This window comes from Streptodolium elevatio, from assembly GCF_053592165.1.
Genome location: NZ_JBSFVE010000004.1, coordinates 169,443 through 188,190, shown reverse-complemented (window position 1 = coordinate 188,190; position 18,748 = coordinate 169,443). Strand labels below are relative to the sequence as shown.

Annotated in this window: 21 protein-coding genes and 1 pseudogene; 8 read left to right on the top strand and 14 right to left on the bottom strand. The window is 72.0% G+C overall.

Annotated elements, in window-relative coordinates:
• Window positions 1–13 precede the first annotated feature (13 nt).
• The gene (locus ACWD12_RS10550; RefSeq protein WP_450099196.1) at window positions 14–139 is read right to left on the bottom strand and encodes a hypothetical protein; all 126 of its coding nucleotides are present in this window, start codon (window positions 137–139) and stop codon (window positions 14–16) included.
• On the opposite strand from ACWD12_RS10550, the pseudogene ACWD12_RS10545 reads away from it, so the two are divergent.
• A pseudogene (locus ACWD12_RS10545) lies at window positions 128–805 on the top strand (alpha/beta hydrolase); the annotation flags it as partial. The gene ACWD12_RS10550 and the pseudogene ACWD12_RS10545 overlap by 12 nt on opposite strands.
• Window positions 806–841: 36 nt before the next feature.
• On the opposite strand, the gene ACWD12_RS10540 reads toward ACWD12_RS10545, so the two are convergent.
• Window positions 842–1,237, bottom strand: a complete 396-nt coding sequence (locus ACWD12_RS10540) for a RidA family protein (protein WP_450099195.1) — start codon at window positions 1,235–1,237, stop codon at window positions 842–844.
• A 277-nt stretch (window positions 1,238–1,514) separates the two neighbouring features.
• Between ACWD12_RS10540 and ACWD12_RS10535 the strand changes: the two genes are divergently transcribed.
• Window positions 1,515–2,096, top strand: a complete 582-nt coding sequence (locus ACWD12_RS10535; RefSeq protein WP_450099194.1) for a sigma-70 family RNA polymerase sigma factor — start codon at window positions 1,515–1,517, stop codon at window positions 2,094–2,096.
• Window positions 2,097–2,110: 14 nt separating this feature from the next.
• Here ACWD12_RS10535 and ACWD12_RS10530 read toward each other — a convergent pair whose 3' ends face one another.
• Window positions 2,111–2,890: a sigma-70 family RNA polymerase sigma factor gene (locus ACWD12_RS10530; protein WP_450099193.1), complete on the bottom strand. Its 780-nt coding sequence runs from the start codon at window positions 2,888–2,890 to the stop codon at window positions 2,111–2,113.
• A 244-nt stretch (window positions 2,891–3,134) separates the two neighbouring features.
• On the opposite strand from ACWD12_RS10530, the gene ACWD12_RS10525 reads away from it, so the two are divergent.
• Entirely contained in the window at window positions 3,135–3,662 is a 528-nt protein-coding gene (locus ACWD12_RS10525; RefSeq protein WP_358348959.1) for a DUF6328 family protein, read from the top strand.
• 119 nt (window positions 3,663–3,781) lie between these two features.
• A complete protein-coding gene (locus ACWD12_RS10520) occupies window positions 3,782–4,132 on the top strand; it encodes a PRC-barrel domain-containing protein (protein WP_358348956.1) in 351 nt (116 codons plus the stop codon).
• A gap of 212 nt (window positions 4,133–4,344) precedes the next feature.
• On the opposite strand, the gene ACWD12_RS10515 is transcribed toward ACWD12_RS10520, so the two are convergent.
• The 4 genes from ACWD12_RS10515 to ACWD12_RS10500 form a co-directional block, all read right to left on the bottom strand.
• Window positions 4,345–4,938 carry a hemerythrin domain-containing protein gene (locus ACWD12_RS10515; RefSeq protein WP_450099192.1) on the bottom strand — a complete coding sequence of 198 codons (594 nt, stop codon included), beginning with the start codon at window positions 4,936–4,938 and terminating at the stop codon, window positions 4,345–4,347.
• A gap of 60 nt (window positions 4,939–4,998) precedes the next feature.
• A complete protein-coding gene (locus ACWD12_RS10510; RefSeq protein ID WP_450099191.1) occupies window positions 4,999–5,427 on the bottom strand; it encodes a hypothetical protein in 429 nt (142 codons plus the stop codon).
• 500 nt (window positions 5,428–5,927) lie between these two features.
• On the bottom strand, window positions 5,928–6,764 hold the full coding sequence (locus tag ACWD12_RS10505; RefSeq protein WP_450099190.1) for an NAD(P)H-binding protein: 837 nt from the start codon (window positions 6,762–6,764) through the stop codon (window positions 5,928–5,930).
• A 75-nt stretch (window positions 6,765–6,839) separates the two neighbouring features.
• Complete coding sequence (locus ACWD12_RS10500) at window positions 6,840–7,505, bottom strand: TetR/AcrR family transcriptional regulator C-terminal domain-containing protein (RefSeq protein WP_450099189.1); 666 nt, start codon at window positions 7,503–7,505, stop codon at window positions 6,840–6,842.
• 189 nt (window positions 7,506–7,694) lie between these two features.
• Here ACWD12_RS10500 and ACWD12_RS10495 point away from each other — a divergent pair, with 189 nt between their 5' ends.
• On the top strand, window positions 7,695–9,242 hold the full coding sequence (locus ACWD12_RS10495; protein WP_450099188.1) for an MFS transporter: 1,548 nt from the start codon (window positions 7,695–7,697) through the stop codon (window positions 9,240–9,242).
• Window positions 9,243–9,359: 117 nt separating this feature from the next.
• Here ACWD12_RS10495 and ACWD12_RS10490 read toward each other — a convergent pair whose 3' ends face one another.
• Window positions 9,360–10,142, bottom strand: a complete 783-nt coding sequence (locus tag ACWD12_RS10490; RefSeq protein WP_450099187.1) for an SDR family oxidoreductase — start codon at window positions 10,140–10,142, stop codon at window positions 9,360–9,362.
• A gap of 118 nt (window positions 10,143–10,260) precedes the next feature.
• Between ACWD12_RS10490 and ACWD12_RS10485 the strand changes: the two genes are divergently transcribed.
• Complete coding sequence (locus tag ACWD12_RS10485) at window positions 10,261–11,148, top strand: IclR family transcriptional regulator (protein WP_450099186.1); 888 nt, start codon at window positions 10,261–10,263, stop codon at window positions 11,146–11,148.
• Window positions 11,149–11,237: 89 nt separating this feature from the next.
• Here ACWD12_RS10485 and ACWD12_RS10480 read toward each other — a convergent pair whose 3' ends face one another.
• Together ACWD12_RS10480 and ACWD12_RS10475 are read right to left on the bottom strand one after the other, a co-directional pair.
• The gene (locus ACWD12_RS10480) at window positions 11,238–12,689 is read right to left on the bottom strand and encodes an alkaline phosphatase PhoX (protein WP_450099185.1); all 1,452 of its coding nucleotides are present in this window, start codon (window positions 12,687–12,689) and stop codon (window positions 11,238–11,240) included.
• Between the two features lie 118 nt (window positions 12,690–12,807).
• Window positions 12,808–13,044 (bottom strand): hypothetical protein, encoded by a 237-nt coding sequence (locus ACWD12_RS10475; protein WP_358348931.1) that lies wholly within the window; start codon window positions 13,042–13,044, stop codon window positions 12,808–12,810.
• 76 nt (window positions 13,045–13,120) lie between these two features.
• On the opposite strand from ACWD12_RS10475, the gene ACWD12_RS10470 reads away from it, so the two are divergent.
• Window positions 13,121–13,684 (top strand): CGNR zinc finger domain-containing protein, encoded by a 564-nt coding sequence (locus tag ACWD12_RS10470; RefSeq protein WP_358348928.1) that lies wholly within the window; start codon window positions 13,121–13,123, stop codon window positions 13,682–13,684.
• Window positions 13,685–13,713: 29 nt separating this feature from the next.
• Window positions 13,714–14,034: a hypothetical protein gene (locus ACWD12_RS10465; protein WP_450099184.1), complete on the top strand. Its 321-nt coding sequence runs from the start codon at window positions 13,714–13,716 to the stop codon at window positions 14,032–14,034.
• A 19-nt stretch (window positions 14,035–14,053) separates the two neighbouring features.
• On the opposite strand, the gene ACWD12_RS10460 is transcribed toward ACWD12_RS10465, so the two are convergent.
• Genes ACWD12_RS10460 through ACWD12_RS10445 form a run of 4 tightly spaced genes read right to left on the bottom strand, consistent with a single transcriptional unit; the run spans window position 14,054 to window position 18,610 of the window.
• Window positions 14,054–16,801, bottom strand: a complete 2,748-nt coding sequence (locus ACWD12_RS10460) for a SpoIIE family protein phosphatase (protein WP_450099183.1) — start codon at window positions 16,799–16,801, stop codon at window positions 14,054–14,056.
• Window positions 16,794–17,177: an STAS domain-containing protein gene (locus ACWD12_RS10455; RefSeq protein WP_358348915.1), complete on the bottom strand. Its 384-nt coding sequence runs from the start codon at window positions 17,175–17,177 to the stop codon at window positions 16,794–16,796. Before ACWD12_RS10455 ends, ACWD12_RS10460 begins: the two co-directional genes overlap by 8 nt.
• A 30-nt stretch (window positions 17,178–17,207) precedes the next feature.
• A complete protein-coding gene (locus ACWD12_RS10450; protein WP_358348913.1) occupies window positions 17,208–17,603 on the bottom strand; it encodes an ATP-binding protein in 396 nt (131 codons plus the stop codon).
• 29 nt (window positions 17,604–17,632) lie between these two features.
• Window positions 17,633–18,610, bottom strand: a complete 978-nt coding sequence (locus ACWD12_RS10445; protein WP_450099182.1) for a SigB/SigF/SigG family RNA polymerase sigma factor — start codon at window positions 18,608–18,610, stop codon at window positions 17,633–17,635.
• Between the last annotated feature and the right edge of the window lie 138 nt (window positions 18,611–18,748).

Sequence of the window (18,748 nt, the reverse complement as noted above, 5' to 3'; positions counted from 1 at the left end):
CGCCCTTGCGATGTCACGCGAACCGCAGGTGCTGCTGCTCGACGAGCCGACCGCGGGCCTGTCGCCCGCCGACGCCCACCGGCTCACGAGCCTGGTCGCGGCGCTGCCGCGCACCATCACCGTCGTGATGATCGAGCACGACAGTCACCGAAGAGCGTTCGTCGTCGCGGCAAGCGCCGTTTCGGGGTCGGTACTTGTCCCCGGGACGGCGGCCGCCACGCCGCGGCCCGCACCCCCTTCGACCCGCCACGCGCGCGTGGTCGGCGAGGTACGCGTCGACGCGCGCACCCTCGATCTGACCGTCGACTCGCCCGCACTCGGGCGCCCTGCGGTCGTACGGCTCCTGCTCCCTCCGGGCTGGAACCGCACGGCGCGACGCACCTGGCCCGTGCTCTACCTGCTGCACGGGGCCTTCGGCGACCACACCAGCTGGACCAGGTACGGGATATCCGACATCGTCGGCAACACCGACGTCATCGTGGTCATGCCGGAAGGCGGGGCGACGGGCTATTACTCGAACTGGTGGAACCACGGGGACTGGGGGAGTCCCGCGTGGGAGACCTTCCACACCCGCGAACTGCGCCGGCTCCTCGAAGGGGGTTATCGGGCCGGGCACGTACGGGCGGCCGCCGGACTGTCGATGGGCGGCCAGGGCGCGTTCACGTACGCCGCACGCAATCCCGGCATGTTCCGGGCGGCCGCCTCCTTCAGCGGCGTCCTGCACACAGCGATGGTCGAAGGAGACCTGTCCGGACCCGAAGTCATCAAGAAGTTCATCGGATTCTCAGGTGCCGACCCGACGGCGATCTGGGGTGACCGCGGCGGTCGTGGTGTGCTTACGTCATGCCACAGCGGTGCCCTCCAATTCGACGAGCAGGGTGGGGAGAGCGAGGCGTGTCACGCCGAGCATTGTCGTGGTGGGGGTCACCCGGGCGGCGCCCAGGCGCGCGGCCAGGGCTCCGTAGTGCTGGAACAGCAGGTCGACGTCGGTGGTGTAGACGTTGAGCCTGACGAGGTTCGCGAGAGACATCCCGGCCTCGCCGAGCACGGCCTCCAGGTTGTCGATGCTCAGCGTCAGCTGCGCCGCCATGTCGTCGTCGTGCCGGGGCTTGCCGTCCCCGCTCGTCGCGGTCTGGCCGGAGATGTACAGGGTGCGCGTGTGCCCGGAGACGACCTCGCCCTGGTTGAATCCCATCTCCACCGACCACTGCACAGGGTTGACCGCGGTCCGCTCCATGGCAACATCAGCTCCATTCGCTTCGTAGGGGAAGTGCGCACGTCCATCGGCTCGACCACCGCCGTCCGACGCCGCATGAAGGAGCCTGTCAGCGAATCACGACACCCACTGTCATGTATTCCGCACGGGTTCACCCGGGGGCGCCAAGGGGCGTCCGGCGTGGCGGCCGCCTGCCCATCGTTAAGTCAGACGACAGTGAGCGTTCCGGAATCCGGCGTTGATCGGCGCCGTTCAGGACTGGATCGTGGTGGTTGTCATCAACACCAGGGGAGATCCGATGTCCACGCTTACCGATCGCAGCACGGGACGACAACCCGGGGGCGAGGGGGAGGAGAGCCCCGCGGAGCGCGACGCGCGGTTCGAGCGGGACGCACTCGCGCACCTGAACCGGCTGTACGCGGCCGGCCTGCGCATGACCGGGAGCCGGGCCGAGGCCGAGGACCTGGTGCAGGAGACGTACCTGCGGGCGTACCGGTTGTTCCCGCGCCTGAGCTGCGACGCCGACCTGGCGGCCTTCCTGTTCCGGGTGCAGAACAATGTGTGGCGGAACTCGTACCGGTCGGCGCGGCCCACGAGCGCGGCCCCGCTGCCGGACTTCTCGGACGGCCAGTACTGGCGGTCGTCGGAGGTCGAGGCGCTGGAGCGGATGACGGACGAGGCGGTCACCACAGCGCTGGGGGCGCTCGCTCCCGAGCTGAGGGTGGTCCTCTACTTCGCGGACGTTGAGGGCTACTCCTACCAGGAGATCGCCGACATCACCGACACCCCGCGCGGCATCGTCATGACCCGTCTCTTCCAGGCGAGGCGGCGCCTCCGCACGCTTCTGACGAACCACGCCCTGCGCCGCGCCTGCGCCTAGCGCGGCTGGCGCGGCTAGCTCGCCAGCAGGCCTTCCCGGAGCCGGCGGCAGGTGCTGCTGAGCAGGCGCGAGATGTGCATCTGGGACAGCCCGATGCGCTCGCCTATCTCGGACTGCGTCATGTCGTCGCGGAACCGCATCGTGAGGATCCGCCGGTCGCGGTCCGGCAGTTGGGCGAGCAGCGGGCGCAGCGCCGCGAGGTTCTCGGCGAGCTCCAGCGCCGGGTCCTCGGCGCCGTACACCGCGTGCACGGTGTCCGGGGCATCGGGACTCAGGGTGCGGTCCAAGGACGTGACGCGGTGCGCGTCCCCCAGGGCGAGGCCCTTGCGGACCTCCGCGGTCGGGACGCCCATGTGCTCGGCGACGTCGTCCTCGGACGGGACGCGTCCCAGGCGGGCGGCGAGCTCGTCGCGGACCTTGACCACCCCCAGGAACAGTTCCTGCTCGGACCGGCGTACGTGCAGCTGCCACGTGTGGTCGCGGAAGTAGCGCTTGACCTCGCCGGAGATCGTCGGCATCGCGTACGCCAGGAAGCCGTTCCCCTGTCCGGGCCGGTATCCGTCGACGGCTTTGATGAGCCCCACCACCGCCACCTGCCGAAGGTCGTCGCGCAGGTCGGGGCGCCGGTGGTAGCGGGCGCTCACCAGGCCGGCCAGGTTGAGGTTCAGCTCGACTATCTCGTTGCGCAGCGCTCGGTGCCTCGGCGTGCCGAACGGCAGCGCGCGCAGTCGGCGCAGCAGTGCTTCGGTGCGCTCGCGCAGTCGGTCGCCGGCCGGGGCGGGGTCGCGTGGCATGGGGTCCTCTCCCATCGCGGGCGATCGGCCGCCGGTCGTGCGGGGCCATCGGCGGGCGTGCAGCCGACCGTCGCGGGCCCGTTGTCGGGCCGTCGTCGGGGTTGCCGCCCGGGCGACAGAGGCCGCGTCCGGGCGGGCGGGCGCCGGAGGCACGCCGCGGGGTTGCCGGGCCCTCTTCCTCGCCTACCACGAAGGGCCGGGGCCATTCCGATTCGACCGGCGCTCACCGGGCATTCGCACGAACATGGCGCAAACGGACCGCAAAATCGAGGATTCCGAGCGCGACGAGACCCTGAGTGAACAGGCGGACCGTCGCTGGAACGAATTGCTGCAAGAGGTACGGGTCGTCCAGACAGGTGCCCAGATCCTGTTCGGCTTCCTGCTCAGCGTGGCGTTCACGTCGCGCTTCGAGACGCTCACCGACTTCGAACGGGCCCTGTACATCTGGGCGGTCGTCTTCGGGGCGGCGGCCACCGGCACGCTGGTCGGCGTGGTGGTCTTCCACCTGGCGGTCGCCGGGATCGGACGCAAGCCGAGCCTGGTGGTCACCGCGCGGCGGATGGTGATGCTGGGGGTGGGGTTGCTCGCGGTGACAGTGGCGTGCGTGCTGCTCCTGCTGCTGCATGTGGTGACCGACGGGGCCGTGGCGTGGGTGAGCACCACGGCGGTCATGGTGTGGTTCGCGGTGTGCTGGGTGGTGCTGCCCTGGATCATGCGTCGGGGAGCGTTCCGGCACGAGAAGGAGGAGCAGGTTCGACGGAGTGACGGATAAGTCCGGAGCCACGCCTTCGGCAGAGTTCGTCGGCCGTGCCGCGCATGGCACCCCGGCCCTCGGGTAGCGCCGTCCACGGCAAGGTCAGCGTCACAGCGTCAACGAAGGAGACGGACACGATGCCCGAGGACATGTGGGGTTACCGGCCCGAGACCGGCTTCCAGAGCGGACTGGACCTCATCGGGTTCAAGGTGGAGGCCTTGGACGGGCACATCGGAAAGATCGACAAGCACAGCGACGACGTCGGCGCCACGTGCCTCGTCGTCGACACCGGCGTGTGGATCTTCGGCAAACACGTCCTGCTCCCGGCCGGACTGGTCTCCAGCATCGACGTCGAGGACAAGCGCGTGTACGTCGAGGCGAGCAAGTCCCAGATAGAGACCGCGCCGGAGTTCGACCGGGACAAGCACACCGGTGACACCGACTACCGGCGGCTGCTGGAAGAGCACTACGGCCGCCAAGCCGGCTGAGGCCGGACAGCCCCGACGCACCAAGACGCACCCGTAAGACCCGGCAAGAACGAGCAGGACGCGCAACAAACAGCAAGCACGACGGCAAGCGCAACAGGCAGGACGCACAAGGAGGCCGGCCCGCGTATGCGGGCCGGCCTCGTGCGTGACCGGGGGCTGCCGGCCTGCGCGGCGCACGGGAGGGGGGTTGGCGCGCGGCGCAGATGGGTCGGCTATCTGCCGCGCCCGGTCAACGCATCCCGGAGCCGGTCCACCATGCCGGTTCCGGGAGCCTCAGGTGGGTCGGCGGCCGGGCGTGCCGGGCCGCCGGGGTGCGGGGGCGGGTACGCGTGGCCGTCCGGGGCCCCGCGCTCCGCATTCCGCTCGAACTGCCTTACCGTGTCGCCGAGTTCCATCAGCTCGTCGCGTGCACACGCGTCCCGCAGTCGGGGGAGCAGCCCGTGCTCCTCGCCCTCGACGTGCCCGCGTACGCTCGCGATCAGCTCGCGCACCAGCGGCTCGAACCGCGCGTCCGTCGGCTCGACCCCCTGGAGGCGCTTCATGAGGCGTTCGGCCTCGGCGTGTTCGGCGATCTCGCGATCGGCGACCGGGTCGCCGTCCTCGAGGTGCCTGCGCACCGCCGGATAGAGGTATCGCTCCTCGGCGAGCGTGTGCCGTGCCAGAGTGCTGATGGCCGTGTCCACAAGGTGTCTGCGGCGTGCCGGGGCGGTGGCCCGGTGCTCGAGTTCGAGGAAGACGTCCTCGATGTCGCGGTGGTCGCGTACCAGGACGGCGATGACGTCCTCGGGGCCGGATGCGATGCCCAAGTGGATCTCCTTCCGTCGGCGTGCGGGCCCGGGTGTCGAGATGCGGGCCTTTCGTACGGGCTACGAGCGGCGCGAGCGCCGCACCCACAGCACGACCAGTGCACCCACGACCACGGCGCCCACCACGGGAACGGGACGCCTGCGCGCCTGCGAAACCGCTTCCCCCGTCGCCGCCTTCACGGAGTCCGGGGTGTGCTCGCCGATCTGGTGGCCGGCCGAAACGGCGCGGTCGCGCGCGAGTTCGGCCTTCTCGGCGGCTATGTGCGCGGTGTGCGCGGCGGTTTCCTGCGCACGCTTGGGCACTTCGCGGATGACCGATCCGGTGCTGTGGGACGTCCCTTCGTCGGACGTGCCGGTGCCGGTGCCGCTGTTCGGGCCTGTCGTGCTTGTGCCGGTCTCGGGCGACACCCGCGGTTTCGGCGGCGTCTCGCCGTCGACGGAATTGCGCGGGCGGCCGGGGCGGCCCGCGTCGGGCGGCATCGAAGCCATGCTTCCTCCTCGCGTAGGACTGCCGGAAACCTCCCGCTGCCCGGTTGTGTCCGGGGCATGCGTCCGGACGCCGACCAATGCGGGGCGTTCCGATCGCGGGTGTCGACTGTGCGGGGCCGGTCCGGGTAGTCGGCGAGTACGCGCCCACGGCCGGGTGGAGCGGGTGGATCGGGGTCGCATGGCACGAGTGCATGGGACCCCGATCCGTACCGGTCCGCGCCGTCCGTGCGCGTTCCGGCGTTCCGGCGTTCCCGCCGTCCTGGAAGGGGAGTTGCGATGACGAAGGGTCCACTGGACCGGGCTTCGGCCGCCATGGTGGTGGCCGCGGTTCTGCGCGGCGTTCTCGCCCGTCGGAAGCGGTCGAGGCAGCAGTCGACCGTTCCGCAGGTGACGGGTGCGCGGACAACGGGCGCGCAGACAACGGGCGTGCAGACAACGGGCGTGCAGACAACGGGCGTGCAGGCAACGGGCGTGCAGGCAACGGGCGCGCAGGCGGAGGGTCAGCGCCCGTCGCGCCAGGCGCCACGCGCCGCGGCATCCGCCGCGTAGTCGGCGAAACTCCGCGGTTCCCGGCCCGTCACCGTGCGGACGGTGTCGGTGGCATCCCCGCCGCCGCTCTCCCGCAGCGCCGTGAACGCGACGATGTCCCGCTCGGTCTGCTCCGCCGGGAAACCGATCTCCCGTTGGACGGCTCGGTAGGCGTCGGGTTCGCCGCGGAACACGACCTTGCGGCCGGCCGCCCGGCCGATGGCGTCGGCGGCTTCGGCGAAGGTCAGCGCCTCGGGGCCGGTCACCTCGTACGTCGTCGCCTCGTGCCCCCGGCCCACCAGCGCCTTCGCGGCCACCGCGGCGATGTCGCCGGCGTCGACGAACGCCTGCCCGAGGTCGCCGACCGGTACGGCGAGCTCCCCGGCCATGACCGCGGCGCGGAAGAAGCCCTCGTCGAAGTTCTGGTCGAACCAGTCGGCCCGGACGATCGTCCAGTCGACGCCCGAGTCGCGTACGAGCTGCTCCGCGGCCAGAAGCCGGGTGTCGTCCATGGGCTCGATGCCCCGGCTGGACAGCAGCACGATGCGGCGGATCCCCGACGCCACGGCGGTGTCCACGAACTCCGGCTCCACCGGCAGCTCATGAGGTGCCATCAGGTACATCGAGGTGGCATCGCCGACGGCGTCCGCCCAGGTGTCGGGATCGGTCCAGTCGAAGCGCACGCCGCCGTTCGTGTGCCCCTGCCGCGAGGCGGCACGGACCGTGCGGCCTTCGAGGCGGAGCTGTGCCGTGACGCGGCGTCCTGTCGAACCGGTGGCCCCCAGTACCAGGATCGATTCATCGGTCATGCACAGCAGACAAACACAGATCCGGCGATTCCTCACGGATCCCGCGCCGCCTGACGCGCCGTCGGGGGAGGCGTGTCACGGGGTCGGCGTAGCCGAGGGCAGGTAGCGGGCGAGGAACATGTCCACGCCGCCGGTGATCAGGCGCTCCGTCAGGTCCGCGTCGGGGGCGGAGCCGGCCGCGCCGTAGGCGATGTGCGGCAGCAGGACCAGCCCGGAGAGCTGGATCGCGGCGAGCGGGACGTCGTCGATGACGAGGCGCCCCCGGTCGACGAGTTCCTGGAGGGCCGCGCGTACCAGAGTATGGAAGCGGTCCGGGCCCAACTCCTGCCAGGTGCGGCCGAGGTCGGGGAAGCGCCGGGTGGATCCCACCACCACGTTGTGCAGCGCCAGCACTTCGGGGGTGGCGTGGCCGGCGACCCAGGCGCGGCAGATGGCCGTCAGGTCGGCGCGTACGTCGTCCGAGGCGCCGAGCCGGGCCTCGACGAGGGCCGTGGAGTCGGCGAGTGCGCGGTCCAGGATGTCGCCGACGATCGCGGTGAACAGCTCTTCCTTGCTGCCGAAGTGGTTGTAGACCGTCACCTTCGACACGCCCGCCTCCGCGGCGATCGCGTCCATGCCCGCGTCGTAGCCGTCGCGCAGGAACGCTCCGGACGCGGCGCGCACGATGGCCTCCCGCTTGCGCCGGGCGCGGTCCCCCGCGGGCACCCGCCGGGTCGCGGTGCGGTGTCCGGGTGCGGTCACTTGGGCCTCTTTCCCTCACGTCCGTCGCGATTCCGGGCTTCGGACGCGGTCTTCGGCCCGTACGGGAGCCAGTCTACGAGACCTGAACTGTACTGTTGAGTTCATCTGAACTTAGAAGTACAGTTTGGCACCCGCGCACCGCCTCCGGTCCGCGGGGACCGGCATGCGCCTAGGGAGACGGAGACCGCGATGGAGCACACACGTCCGGAGATACCGGTCGCACAGAAAGGCGCGCCGGGAGACGCGGCGGGCAGCGCAACGGAGAACGCGACGGAAGGCGCGAGGGAACGCGCACCGGCAAGCGCGGCGACAGGCGAGCCGACGGATGCGTCGGCGGGTACGGCGGCCGGCGTTGGCGCCGCCTTCGTCCTCCTCGCCGCGGTCCAAGCCGTGCTCAACACCTCTGTCACCCTCACCTCGGCTGTTGCCCCGGACATCGCCCGCGACCTGTCGCTCGGGTCCTCGGCGCTCGTCTGGACGACAGCGGCGTACACGCTCGTGTTCAGCGGGCTGCTCCTGCTGGGCGGCCGCTTGGCCGACCGGCACGGCCGGCGCCCGGTGTTCGTCGCCGGGGTCGCGCTCTTCGCGGTTGCGTCCGTCGCGGGCGCCTTGGCTCCGACCGGTGCGTTGCTCATCGCCGCCCGCCTCGTGCAGGGCGTCGGCGCGGCCCTCGCGGCACCGGCGTCGATGGCGCTGGTCGGCCACCTGTTTCCGCAAGGCCGGTCCCGCGCCCGGGCGTTGGCCGCGTGGGGCGGGATATCCGGTGTGGGCGCGGCACTTGGCATGCCGCTGGGCGGGGTGACCGCGACCTGGGCCTCGTGGCGCTGGGCGTTCGTGGTCATGGGCGTCGTCGCGGCGGCGGTCGCGCTGCTCGCGCCGCGGCGGGTGCCGCCCGGCCCGGCACCGCGGACCGCACGCGTGGACGTGCTCGGCGCGGCCCTGGCGACCGGCGGAATCGCCCTGCTCAGCTACGGATTCGTGGCGGTCGGCGGGCACGGCTGGACGTCCGCCTGGTTCCTGGTCCCGGCCGTGGGCGGTGTCGCGCTGCTGGCGGCTTTCGGATTCGCCGAGAACACGGTGCCGGAGCCGCTCATGCCGCCGTCGTTCTTCGCGTCGCGTCGGCGCGTGGTGGCCCTGGTGACCGGGATGTTCGCGCCGATCGCCGGTTCGACGACGGCGTTCCTGATGTCGCTGTACTTCCAGCAGGTGCTGGGCTGGTCGTCGCTGCGCTCGGCGATGGGCTTCGTGCCGTACGCGCTGGCCCTCGTCGCCGTCAGTGCCGCCAGTGTCCCGCTCGTCGGCCGTCTCGGCGCCCGCCGCTCCGCAACGCTCGGCATGCTCCTGATGGCGTCGGCGTTCCTGCTGTTCGCCCGCATCACCCCCGAATCCGCGTACGTCGGCGCGCCGCTCGCGGGCATGGTGGTCCTGCCGCTCGGCATCGGCCTCACCGCGGCCGGCGCGGTGACCGCCGCCACCGGTGACGTGCCGGAGCGTCAGGCGGCTTTGGCGGGAGGGGCGTTCAACACCTTCATGCTGTTCGGGCCGACGGTCGGCATGGCGCTGTTCGCCTCGTTGGCCGACGCGCGCAGCGGTTCCGCGAAGGGCATGACACCCGCCGAGGCGGCCACCGACGGGTACACCTTCGCGTTCCACGTCGCGGCGGCGGCGTTTGCCGCTCTGGCCGTGCTCACGATGTGGGGACTGCGCGGGCGCCGCGGCGGCGGCGCCCGCGCATGACGCCCACGGGCCGTCGGCCCGACCCGGGGCGCGGCGCCGGGCCGAACGCGGCGGCCGGCCACCGTGCGCCGCGGACGGAGGGCGCACGGGGGCCGGCCCCGCCTCGGACCGGTCCCGTCAGCGCATGTACTCCCCGGCGTTGACGAGCAGGGTCTGCCCGGTGATGCCGCGTGCCCGGTCCGACGCCAGGAACACCACGGCCTCGGCGGTGTCCCCGTCGCTCGCGAGGTACGGCAGCGCCATCTTCTGCTCCAGGTCGGCGAGCACCGCCTCCCGGGAGACCTGCTGCGCGGCGGCCATATAGCCCAAGTACGCCTCGACCGGCGGCCCGAGCATCCACCCCGGCGACACGGTGTTCACGCGCACGCGGTCCGGGCCGTACTCCTGGGCCAGGTAGTGCGCGGCGGTGCGCAGCCCGGCCTTCGAGGCGGCGTACGCGAGTTGCGGGTGGTCGGAGACGACCTTCATCTCCACCTGCGAGCCGACGAAGACCACCGAGCCGCCCTGCCGGCGCAGGGCCGGCATCGTGGCCTTGGTCATCGCGAGGCTGCCGACGAGGTTCGTCTCCAGCACCGCGCGCAGGTCGTCCCAGGAGGTCTGCTCGAGACCGCCGGCCGCCGTGTCCAGCGCCGCGACGTTGAGGAGCGCGTCGATGCGGCCGAACCGCTTGACGGCCAACTCGGCGAGCGCCTCGGCCTGCGCGTGGTCGGTGATGTCGGTCTTCTGCCACACCACGCGGGCGCCGGACGGGTCGACCTCGTCGGCGACGGCGGCCAGGTTCTCGGTGCGGCGGGCGCCGAGCACGAGGTTGGCGCCCTCGCGGGCGGCGGCCAAGGCGATCTCCCGGCCGAGTCCGGGGCCGGTTCCGGACACGATGACGGTCTTGTCGGCGAGGAGCACCGGCGGCCTCTTCTCCGGGCAGACGTGCCCTGGTACATATATGGAATGTGGAATTCGAGGACGTGCGTGCCGTGCAGGTAAGCACAGCCTGCGCTAACCATCAAGAGCCCGAGGGGATATGACGGGACGTCAGTCGCCGCCGACGGAACGCGTGCTGGCGGTCCTGAGCCTGCTCGGCGAGGAACCGCGCCGGCGGCTGACGCTCACCGAGGTCAGCATGCGGCTCGGGCTGAGCAAGCCGACCTGCCTGGGCATCCTCGCGGCGCTCACCGAGGCGGGGTTCGCGACGCGCGACGACGTGAAGGCGTACGGCCTGGGCCCCGCGCTGCTGCGGCTCGGCTGGGCGGCCGAGACGGGCCTCGCCTCGCTGGACATCGTCCGGCCGCACATCCGCCGCCTGCACGAGCAACTCGGCCTGCCTTGCGTGCTGGCGGGCCTGCACGACGACTCGCTGGTGGTGCTCGACCGGGTGGGCCGCATCCCCGTCGGCGACCACCGCGACATCGTCGGCGAGCGCTTCCCCTGCACACCGCCGCTGGGTCTGACCAACACGGCGTGGCGGGACGACGACGCGGTGCGCGCCTGGCTCGCGCGTACGCCGCTCGCGCCGTTCGCGGTGTCGCAGGAGCGCACCTGGGCGCTGGTCCGGGCCGCCCGCGAGCGCGGCTACCTCGTCGAACGCCGCACCGGGGACGACGCCGCGACACCGACCATCGTGCTGGCCAACCTGGAGGTGTCCGGCCTTCCGCGGTCCGTCCTCGACGTGCTGCGCCGCCACATGCCGCCGGTCGAGTGGGCCGAGTACACGACCGAACTCCCCGAGGAAGACGACGAGATGGTCCCGTTGGCGGCGCTGAGTGCGCCGATCCGCGACCGTCTGGGGCGGCAGCGGTACACGCTCACGCTGCTGGCCGACCGGGCCCAGGCACCGGCGGGTGTGTGCCGGTCCTGGGCCTCGGCGTTGACGGCGGCGACGGAGGCCGCGACCACCGCGCTGGGCGGCTGAACCTCCGGTGCGCCACGGATCAACCGGCGGCTCGGCGGCGGTTTGACCACGAGTCCGCCCAGAGGTTCGACAGGGGGTTCAACCGGGGGTCAACAGCGGTTCCAGGGACCCGAGATGGCGAAGGTCCGGCCGACCACCGACTGCATGTTGACGAACAGGGTGTCGCCGTCCGGGGAGAACGTCGCCCCGGCGAACTCCGCGTCCGCGTCGCCGGCGGGCGTCACCATGCGCGAGATGTCGAAGATCTCGCCCTTCTGGGTCAGCCCGCGCAGGTAATTGTCGCCGTCGCCGTCCTCGCACAGGATCAACGTCCCGTTCGGCGACACCGCGATGTTGTCCGGCAGGTCGAGGACCTGCGAGTGCGGGGACTCGTAGACCAGCCGCAGCCGGCGGCGCAGGATGTCGTACGCCCACACCTGCCCGCGCCCCTCGCCGAACCGCGGGAAGGGCACCGGGGGCAACTCGTCGCCCGGCGCGGCCGCTCCGCCCTGCGTCGAGCAGAAGTAGACGGTGCCGTGCCGGTACGTCGACCCCTCCAGCCGTGAGAACAGCGCCGCGCCACGGGCAATCCCCTGGTTGGCGACCGCACTTGAGGCGGTGAACCAGCTCGTCCCCGGGGCGTGCGCCGGGTCCGGATCGGTGATGTCGACCCAATCGACCTCGTACGTCGCCCCGCGAGACTGGCCCAGTTGCAGCGGCGCGTTCGGGCGGCCGCGCACCGCGAGCATCTGCAGCCTCCCGCCGTCCAGCAGCCTGCCCGCGCGCAACGGGTGCACCGGCGGCACGTAGCGGTAGAAGCCGCACGGCGCCACGAAGTTGTCCTCGGTCAGGAACACCGCTCCGGACACCGGGTCGAACGCGACCGACTCGTGCTGGAAGCGCCCCGCGTTGCGGATCGGTTCGCGCCGCGTCCGGCCGTACAGGGGGACTTCGAAGATGTAGCCGTGCTTGCGGGTCAGCTTGGAGTTGTCCTGGCCCGGGAACGCCGGCACCACGTCGGGGCCGTCGACGGCCTCTTCGCAGGTCACCCACGAGCCCCACGGCATGGGCCCGCCCGAGCAGTTCATCATCGTGCCGTTGATGCTGACACGCTGGTCGACCAGGTTGCCGCGCCGGTCGAGCGTCAGCGTGGTCGTGCCGCCGCCGCACGACGGGTCGTACGCGTCGGACGGATTGCCGAAAGCCGTTGCCACACCCGGGACTTCGTGGTTGCGAATGAGGACGGTGCCGTCGCGCTGACCACGGAAGGCGGCCATGCCGTCGTGGCGCGAGGGCGTCGGCACGCCGTCGCTCATCGGCTCGCCCGCGACGCCGAGGCTGCGGTACGCGAACCCCTTCGGCAGGTGCAGCCGCACCTGGCCGTCGGTGCGGTCCGGAGTGGGCACCAGCGCACCGAAGCCGGGCCCGGGCCGCGGCCCGCCGCGACCCGTCCGGGCGGTGTCGGCGTGAGCGGCCACGAGGCCTTGGAACGGCCCGGCGGTGGCGGTCAGGGCGGCACCCGTGACAACCGCGCCCCGGGCGAGGAATGAGCGTCTTTCCATGAGCTGCCTCCGTACGACGGACGGACAGGCGGGCCCGGGGACGGCGGGCGCCGAAATGGCACGGCTCATATCAGCAGCGCAAACCTACTATGCGGAAGGTAAGTTACCGTTTTGATATCTACGAAGCCTCTGGCGGGCCGAGTGCTCCGAGTGCCAGAAGCGGTGCGAGTGCGGGCTCGGCGGGCCCGCGGGCCAGGACCTCGGCGTCCTCGGTGTGGCTCGGCGCGGCGAGTCGTACCGCGACGCTGCCGCACGAGCAGCGGGTGTAGACGACTTCGCCCTCCGAGGTGCGGTGCCGCGAGATCACGTGCTCCCACGGTCCTTCGGTCCGCCCGCAGACGTCGCAGCTCGCCATGATGGCCGTCCCTTCGAGGATCGGTAATACTTCTCGTACGGGTTGCTCCTTACCGATCAGACTAAGTAAGGGTTCAATGGACGTCAACGGTTACCGCAGCGACGGTGTCGGCGCCGCTGTCGCGCTGGTGAATTTCTGGACGGTCGACAACGCGTCCCCGGACGCTCCGCCGGTCACCGTCGAGGCGCTGCGCGAACTGCTCGCGCCGTTCTCGTTCCTCACCCGCGACCTGCGCGCCCCCGAGGTGGCGCAGCTCGCCGAGTGGGGAACCGAGCTGCGCGGCATCTTCGCGGCCGACGAGCTGGAGGCGGCGGTGGGCCTGGCCAACGGCATGCTGGAGCGGGTGGCCATGCGGCCGCGGCTCGTCGACCACGGCTACGGCCTCCACGTGCACTACGCGCCCTCCGGCGTGCCCTTCGCCGAGCGCGTCCGCATCAACACCGCCATCGGCCTGGCCAACCTCCTCGCCGAACACGGCATCGAGCGGTCGGGCGTGTGCGCGGCGGACCGCTGCGAGCGCGTGTACGCGGACACCTCGCGCAACGGCCGCCGCCGCTACTGCTCGGAGGCGTGCGCCAACCGCGCCAACGTGGCGGCCCACCGGGCACGCAAACGGGCGGCGTCGAGCGTCGCGGACTGACCCGCCGACCCGCTGACCCGCTGACCCGCGTGCCGCCCGACGCGCCCCGCCTCCTGACGTTCAGCGGCCTCGCGCAGCTTGCGCCCGGGTTCGTCGCGGTCCTCACCGCCCGCAGACTGCTCGCCAAGTGGCCCGTCCTCCTGGGCATGGCGGCGGGCGTGGCGGTCGTCTGGTATGTCACCTTCGAGAAGCCCGACGTCGGCAACGTCAACGCGGGCATCCTCGGCCTGGTCGCCAACATCGCGGTCGCCGCGGTCGCGCAGCTCGTGCAACATGCCAGGACGCGCAACTCCGCGGCCGCATCAGGCCCCACCACGGCCGCGGCGGCCGAGAAGGAGCCGGTGGGATGATCGGGCGCCCGGCACGCCCCTACTTGCCGCCCGGGATCTGGAAGCCGATCAGGCAGGTGTCGTCCTGGGGATTGGGAGTGCCCAGATGCCGCATGACGTGCTCCACGCAAGCGTCCAGCTCGCCGTCGCAGCCCTCCCGTACGGTCCCGACCAGCCGGGACAGCCCGCGGCCCAGGTCCGCGCCGCGGTGCTCGACCAGGCCGTCGGTGTACATCAGGACCATGTCACCCGGCGCCAGGTCCACCACCGCCGAGCCGTACGCCGCGCCCGAACTCGCCCCCAGGACCATGCCGAACGGCGTCTGGAGCACCCGCGGTGCGCCCTCGCGTACGTGCAGGGGCGGCAGATGGCCGGCCTGGGACCACGTCATGGTCCTGGTCCTGGGGTTCACCAGCGCGCAGATGACCGTGGCGATGTAGTCCGAACGCTGGTGGCACACCATGCGGTTCAGCCAGGTGAGGATCTGCGCCGGTTCGGCGCCGGTGTACGCCATGCCCCGAAGTGCGTGGCGTACCTGGGTCATTCCGGCCGCCGCCGGCAGACCGTGCCCGGAGACGTCGCCGACGGCGACGAGCATACGGCCGTCGGGCAGGGTGACGCGGTCGTACCAGTCGCCGCCGACCTGGGCGATGCTCTCGGCGGGCACGTAGTGCGCCGCGAAGCGCATCACCTCGGGGTCGGACGGCGGCGGCACGTCGATGATGGCGCGCTGGAGCAGCGTCACCGCCGCGTGCTGGGTGGCGGTACGCCCGCGCTCCTCCGCCAACTGGTCCCGGGCGTCGGCAAGGGCGTCCTGCGTCCGGCGCCACGCGGTGACGTCCTGGAGCACGCCACGCAGCGCGAGCACCTCCTCGCCGTCCGGGTCGCACACGGCCTCGGCGGCCGCGCGTACCGTGCACGGCCTGCCGTCCGGCCGGGTCACCCGGAACTCCAGGGTCTGCGGCCGGTGTTCGGTCAGCAGCTCGTGCAACACCGCCTCCACCGCCGGGAGGTCGTCCGGGGCGACGGCGTCCGCGAGCGCGGCTGGGCCGGGCGTGCCGTCCGCGCGGTCCAGCCCGATGATCGTGAACATCTCGGGGGACCAGACGGTTTCGCCGGTGCCCATGTCGTACTGCCACGTGCCCAGGTTGGCGAGCCGCTGTGCCTGGGCGAACTGGGCGGCACGCCGCTCGTCCTCGTCGTGGATGCGCCAACTCAGCAGCACGCCGTCGAGGAAGCGTACGGCGCGCAGCGTCATCGTCGACGACCGCAGATGGCCGGACACCATCTCGATGAACTGCTCGGCCTCGCCTTCGTACGGAGTGCCGGTGCGCTGCACGTCCAGCAACTGCCCGAACACGCCGGACACCACCATGCCGGGGTACAGGTCGGTCATCCGCCGCCCGACCACGTCGGCGCCGGTACGCCCGGCCAGGTCGACGGTCGCGGCGTTGGCGTAGTCGATGCGGAAGTCGGTCACGCCGCCGTGGTCGCCGCCGGTGCCGCCGGACGCCGGGTCAGGCGCGCCCGCGGACTCGGGGCCGGCCTCGCGTATCGGGGCCAGGATCAGTACCGGGTCGAGCAGCGAGTCCAGCAGCGCTCGGAACCACATCTCGTCGCCGGAGACCGCGCCGCGAGCCGTCCGCGCGGCCAGGCGCGGCACGGCGCCGCCGCACAGTTGGGCGAGCGCCCTAAGGAACGAGGCGGCTGCGCTCATGTCCTGGACCGAGGCCGGCCAGCCGACGGCCAGGGCACCGCTCGTCGCGCCCTGCGCGTCGACCAGCGGAACCACCCACAGCTGTTCGCCGGGCATCAGGGCCGCGTCGACCTGGGGATAGCGCGCGGCGAACGCGGCCCGGTCGGGCAGGTGCACGGGCTCGCCGCTGTGCACGACGTCGGTGAGCGGCACGGACGTCTGCGGGGGTATCCGCTGCCACTGGCTCGCGACCTGCGCGGGTACCCCGTGCGTTCCCACAAGGCGCAGCGCGCCGTCCGGTTCGAGCAGTGCGATGGCCACCATGCAGGCCTCGGTGCTGCCGAGTGCCTCCTCGCACAGCAGCCGGGCCATGTCGTCGCCGTCGTCGGCGGTCTCCAGGACCGCCGCGACCAGGTGGTAGCGCGCCGCTTCCTCGGAGGACAGGTCGAGCGGCGTGCGCGTGGTGCCGGGCTGTTCTTCGGCGGGGTGGACGCGCGCCGGAGGCACGGTCCTCGACGTGGGAGCCGTACCGCGTCGCCGTCCGCCCTCGGGCTTGCGGTCGGCCGCGGCCCGGGCACGGCGCGACTGGCCGCCGCCTCGCGGCCCCGAGCCCGGTTGGCCGGTGCCCGGCTGCCCGGCGTTCGGCTGCCCCGCGTCCGACTGCTCCGCGCCCGGTTGCCCGACGCCCGGCGATTCCGTGCCCGGCAGTCCCGGAGCCGTCGTCCGCCCCGCGGCCGTGCCACCCGCGGCCGTCTGTCCGGTGCCCGGCGACCCACCCCGGGGGATCGCCGGCGAACTCGGGGGAGCCGCCACGCCCAAGAGCCCGGCCGCGACTTCGGCGAGCTTCATATTGGTGTGTTGCGACAATTGCGCCAAATGTCCGAAAGCTTCGTCGGCGCTGCACGACATGCGTGCCATCAGCAGGCCCTTCGCCTGCTCTATCACCGCGCGTGAGCGCATGGCCCGGCGGAGCCCGTCGACCTCGGCGCGGAGCCGGTCCACGGTGGCGGTGAGCGTGGCGGCCTCGGACGTGGCGGACCAGGTGGAAGCGGATCGTCGGGACGAGGAGCGAGGTGCGGTCGAATCAGTCACTGCACGCCGACGTTACATCAGGGAACGCGGGCAGCAGCGGGGCGACCTGCGTCACCTCGAGCAGCCGCAGGACGAGGTCGCCCGGTCCGGCCAGGCGCAGCGCCCCGCCCGCCTCGCGCAGATCCCGGGACACGCCCAGCAGCAGGCGCAGTCCGGTGGAGTCCATGAACTCCACGTCGGCCAGGTCCAGGACCACCCGGCGGGGGCCGGGCGCGGCGAGCGAGCGCACCGACTCGGCGAACATGGGTGCGGAATAGAAGTCGAGGTCGCCGCGGACCGGCACGACGGTCCAGCCGTCGCGCTCGACCACGTTGTCGGCGTCCACGACGCGCTCCTCGTCTTCCTGTCCGTCTTCGTGCTGGTAGGGCTCGGGCATGCGGTTCCTCCCCGGGTGCTCCCGTCCGGTTCATCCTGCCAGGGGGACGGACGCCCGGACGACCTTGCCGCCGGGAACCGGCAGCACATGGATGCCCTTGGTGAGGCGCGCGACGATCCAAAGCCCGTAGCCGGGCGGCTGACGCCGCCGTGCCGGACCGAGCCGGGACGACCCGGAGTCCTGCACGGCGACGTCGACCGAATCCGATGCGACCTCGACACTCAGCCGGCACGGCCCCGGCGCGTGCCGACAGGCGTTCGCCACCAGCTCGCCCACCACCATCAGGACGTCCCTGGCGGTGTCCGGGGCGATCCGGGCGGTCCGCTCGGCGTCGGCGAGGAAACGGTGGGTCTCCTGCCGTGCGCCGCGTACGGAACCCGCGGAGCCGTCAAGTTCGACGACGAGTGTCTCGGGAGTCTTGTGCATCGGCTTTCCGCGGCTTCGCGCGCCGCGGGCTAGGCGGCTTGGTGGAGCGCGCGGGGGCGGGGCATGACGTCGGCCTCCAGTTGGCGGCGCAGCCGCGTCAGGGTCGTGTTCAGGATCCGCGAAATGTGCATCTGGGACACGCCGAGCTCCTCCCCGATCTCACGCTGCGTCAGATCCTGCCAGAAACGCATCTCGAGGATGCGCTTCTCGCGCTGCGGCAGCGCGCTGAGGAGCGGCTTGACGGACTCCCGGAAATCGACCAGGGAGAATTCGGACTCGTCGTAGCCGAGCATGTCGGCGAGCGGCGTGCGGTCCCGTCCCGAGCCGTCGTTGCCGCTCGGTGCGGCGTCGATCGAGTCGACCAGGTAGGCGCGGGACGCCTCACGGGCCTCGTTGACCTCGGGAACGGTCATGTCGAGGCACGCGGCGATCTCGGGCGCGGTGGGCTCCCGGCCGAGGTCCTGTTCGAGCTGGTCGACGGTGCGCGTCACGGCGAGGAAGCGCTCCTGGAGCGTGCGGGTCACGTGGACGCCCCACGAGGTGTCCCGGAAGAACCGCTTGATCTCACCGGAGATGGTCGGCAGCGCGAAGGAGGCGAACTCCGAACCGCGGTCCACGTCGTAGCCGTCGATGGCCTTGAGCAGGCCGACGGTCCCGGTCTGGAAGATGTCGTCGTACGCCGCCCGCCGCCGCGCGAATCCCCGCGCGACGTAGTGCACAAGGGCGGTGTTGAGCTCGACCACGGTGCCGCGGACGCGGCTGTACTCCTCGGACCCGTGGTCCAGACTGCGCAGCCGCCGCAGCAACTGCTCGGTCAGCTGGCGGACCTGGGCCTTGTCGAGGGAGCGCAGTTCTTCACGGGAAGGCAGTTCGGGGCACAGCTTCCGGACGTCGGGTGTGGACGTGCGGCTGGTGGCGCGCGTGGTGGTACGCGCGGCGGTGCCGGCGGGGATCCGCGAGGTGTGCTGCGTGGTGGACTGAGCGACAGCGCTGGTGGGCGCGGACATATTCGGCTCCTCAAGAGTCCGAAGACCCACGGTCGGCGCGTTCCGGCACACCGCAGAGGCGGTATCGGCACCGGAGTGTGCGCACGGCACATCCGTGGGTGAGGGCTTCGCTATGCGCCCGGCTTCTTCAGGCGAGCG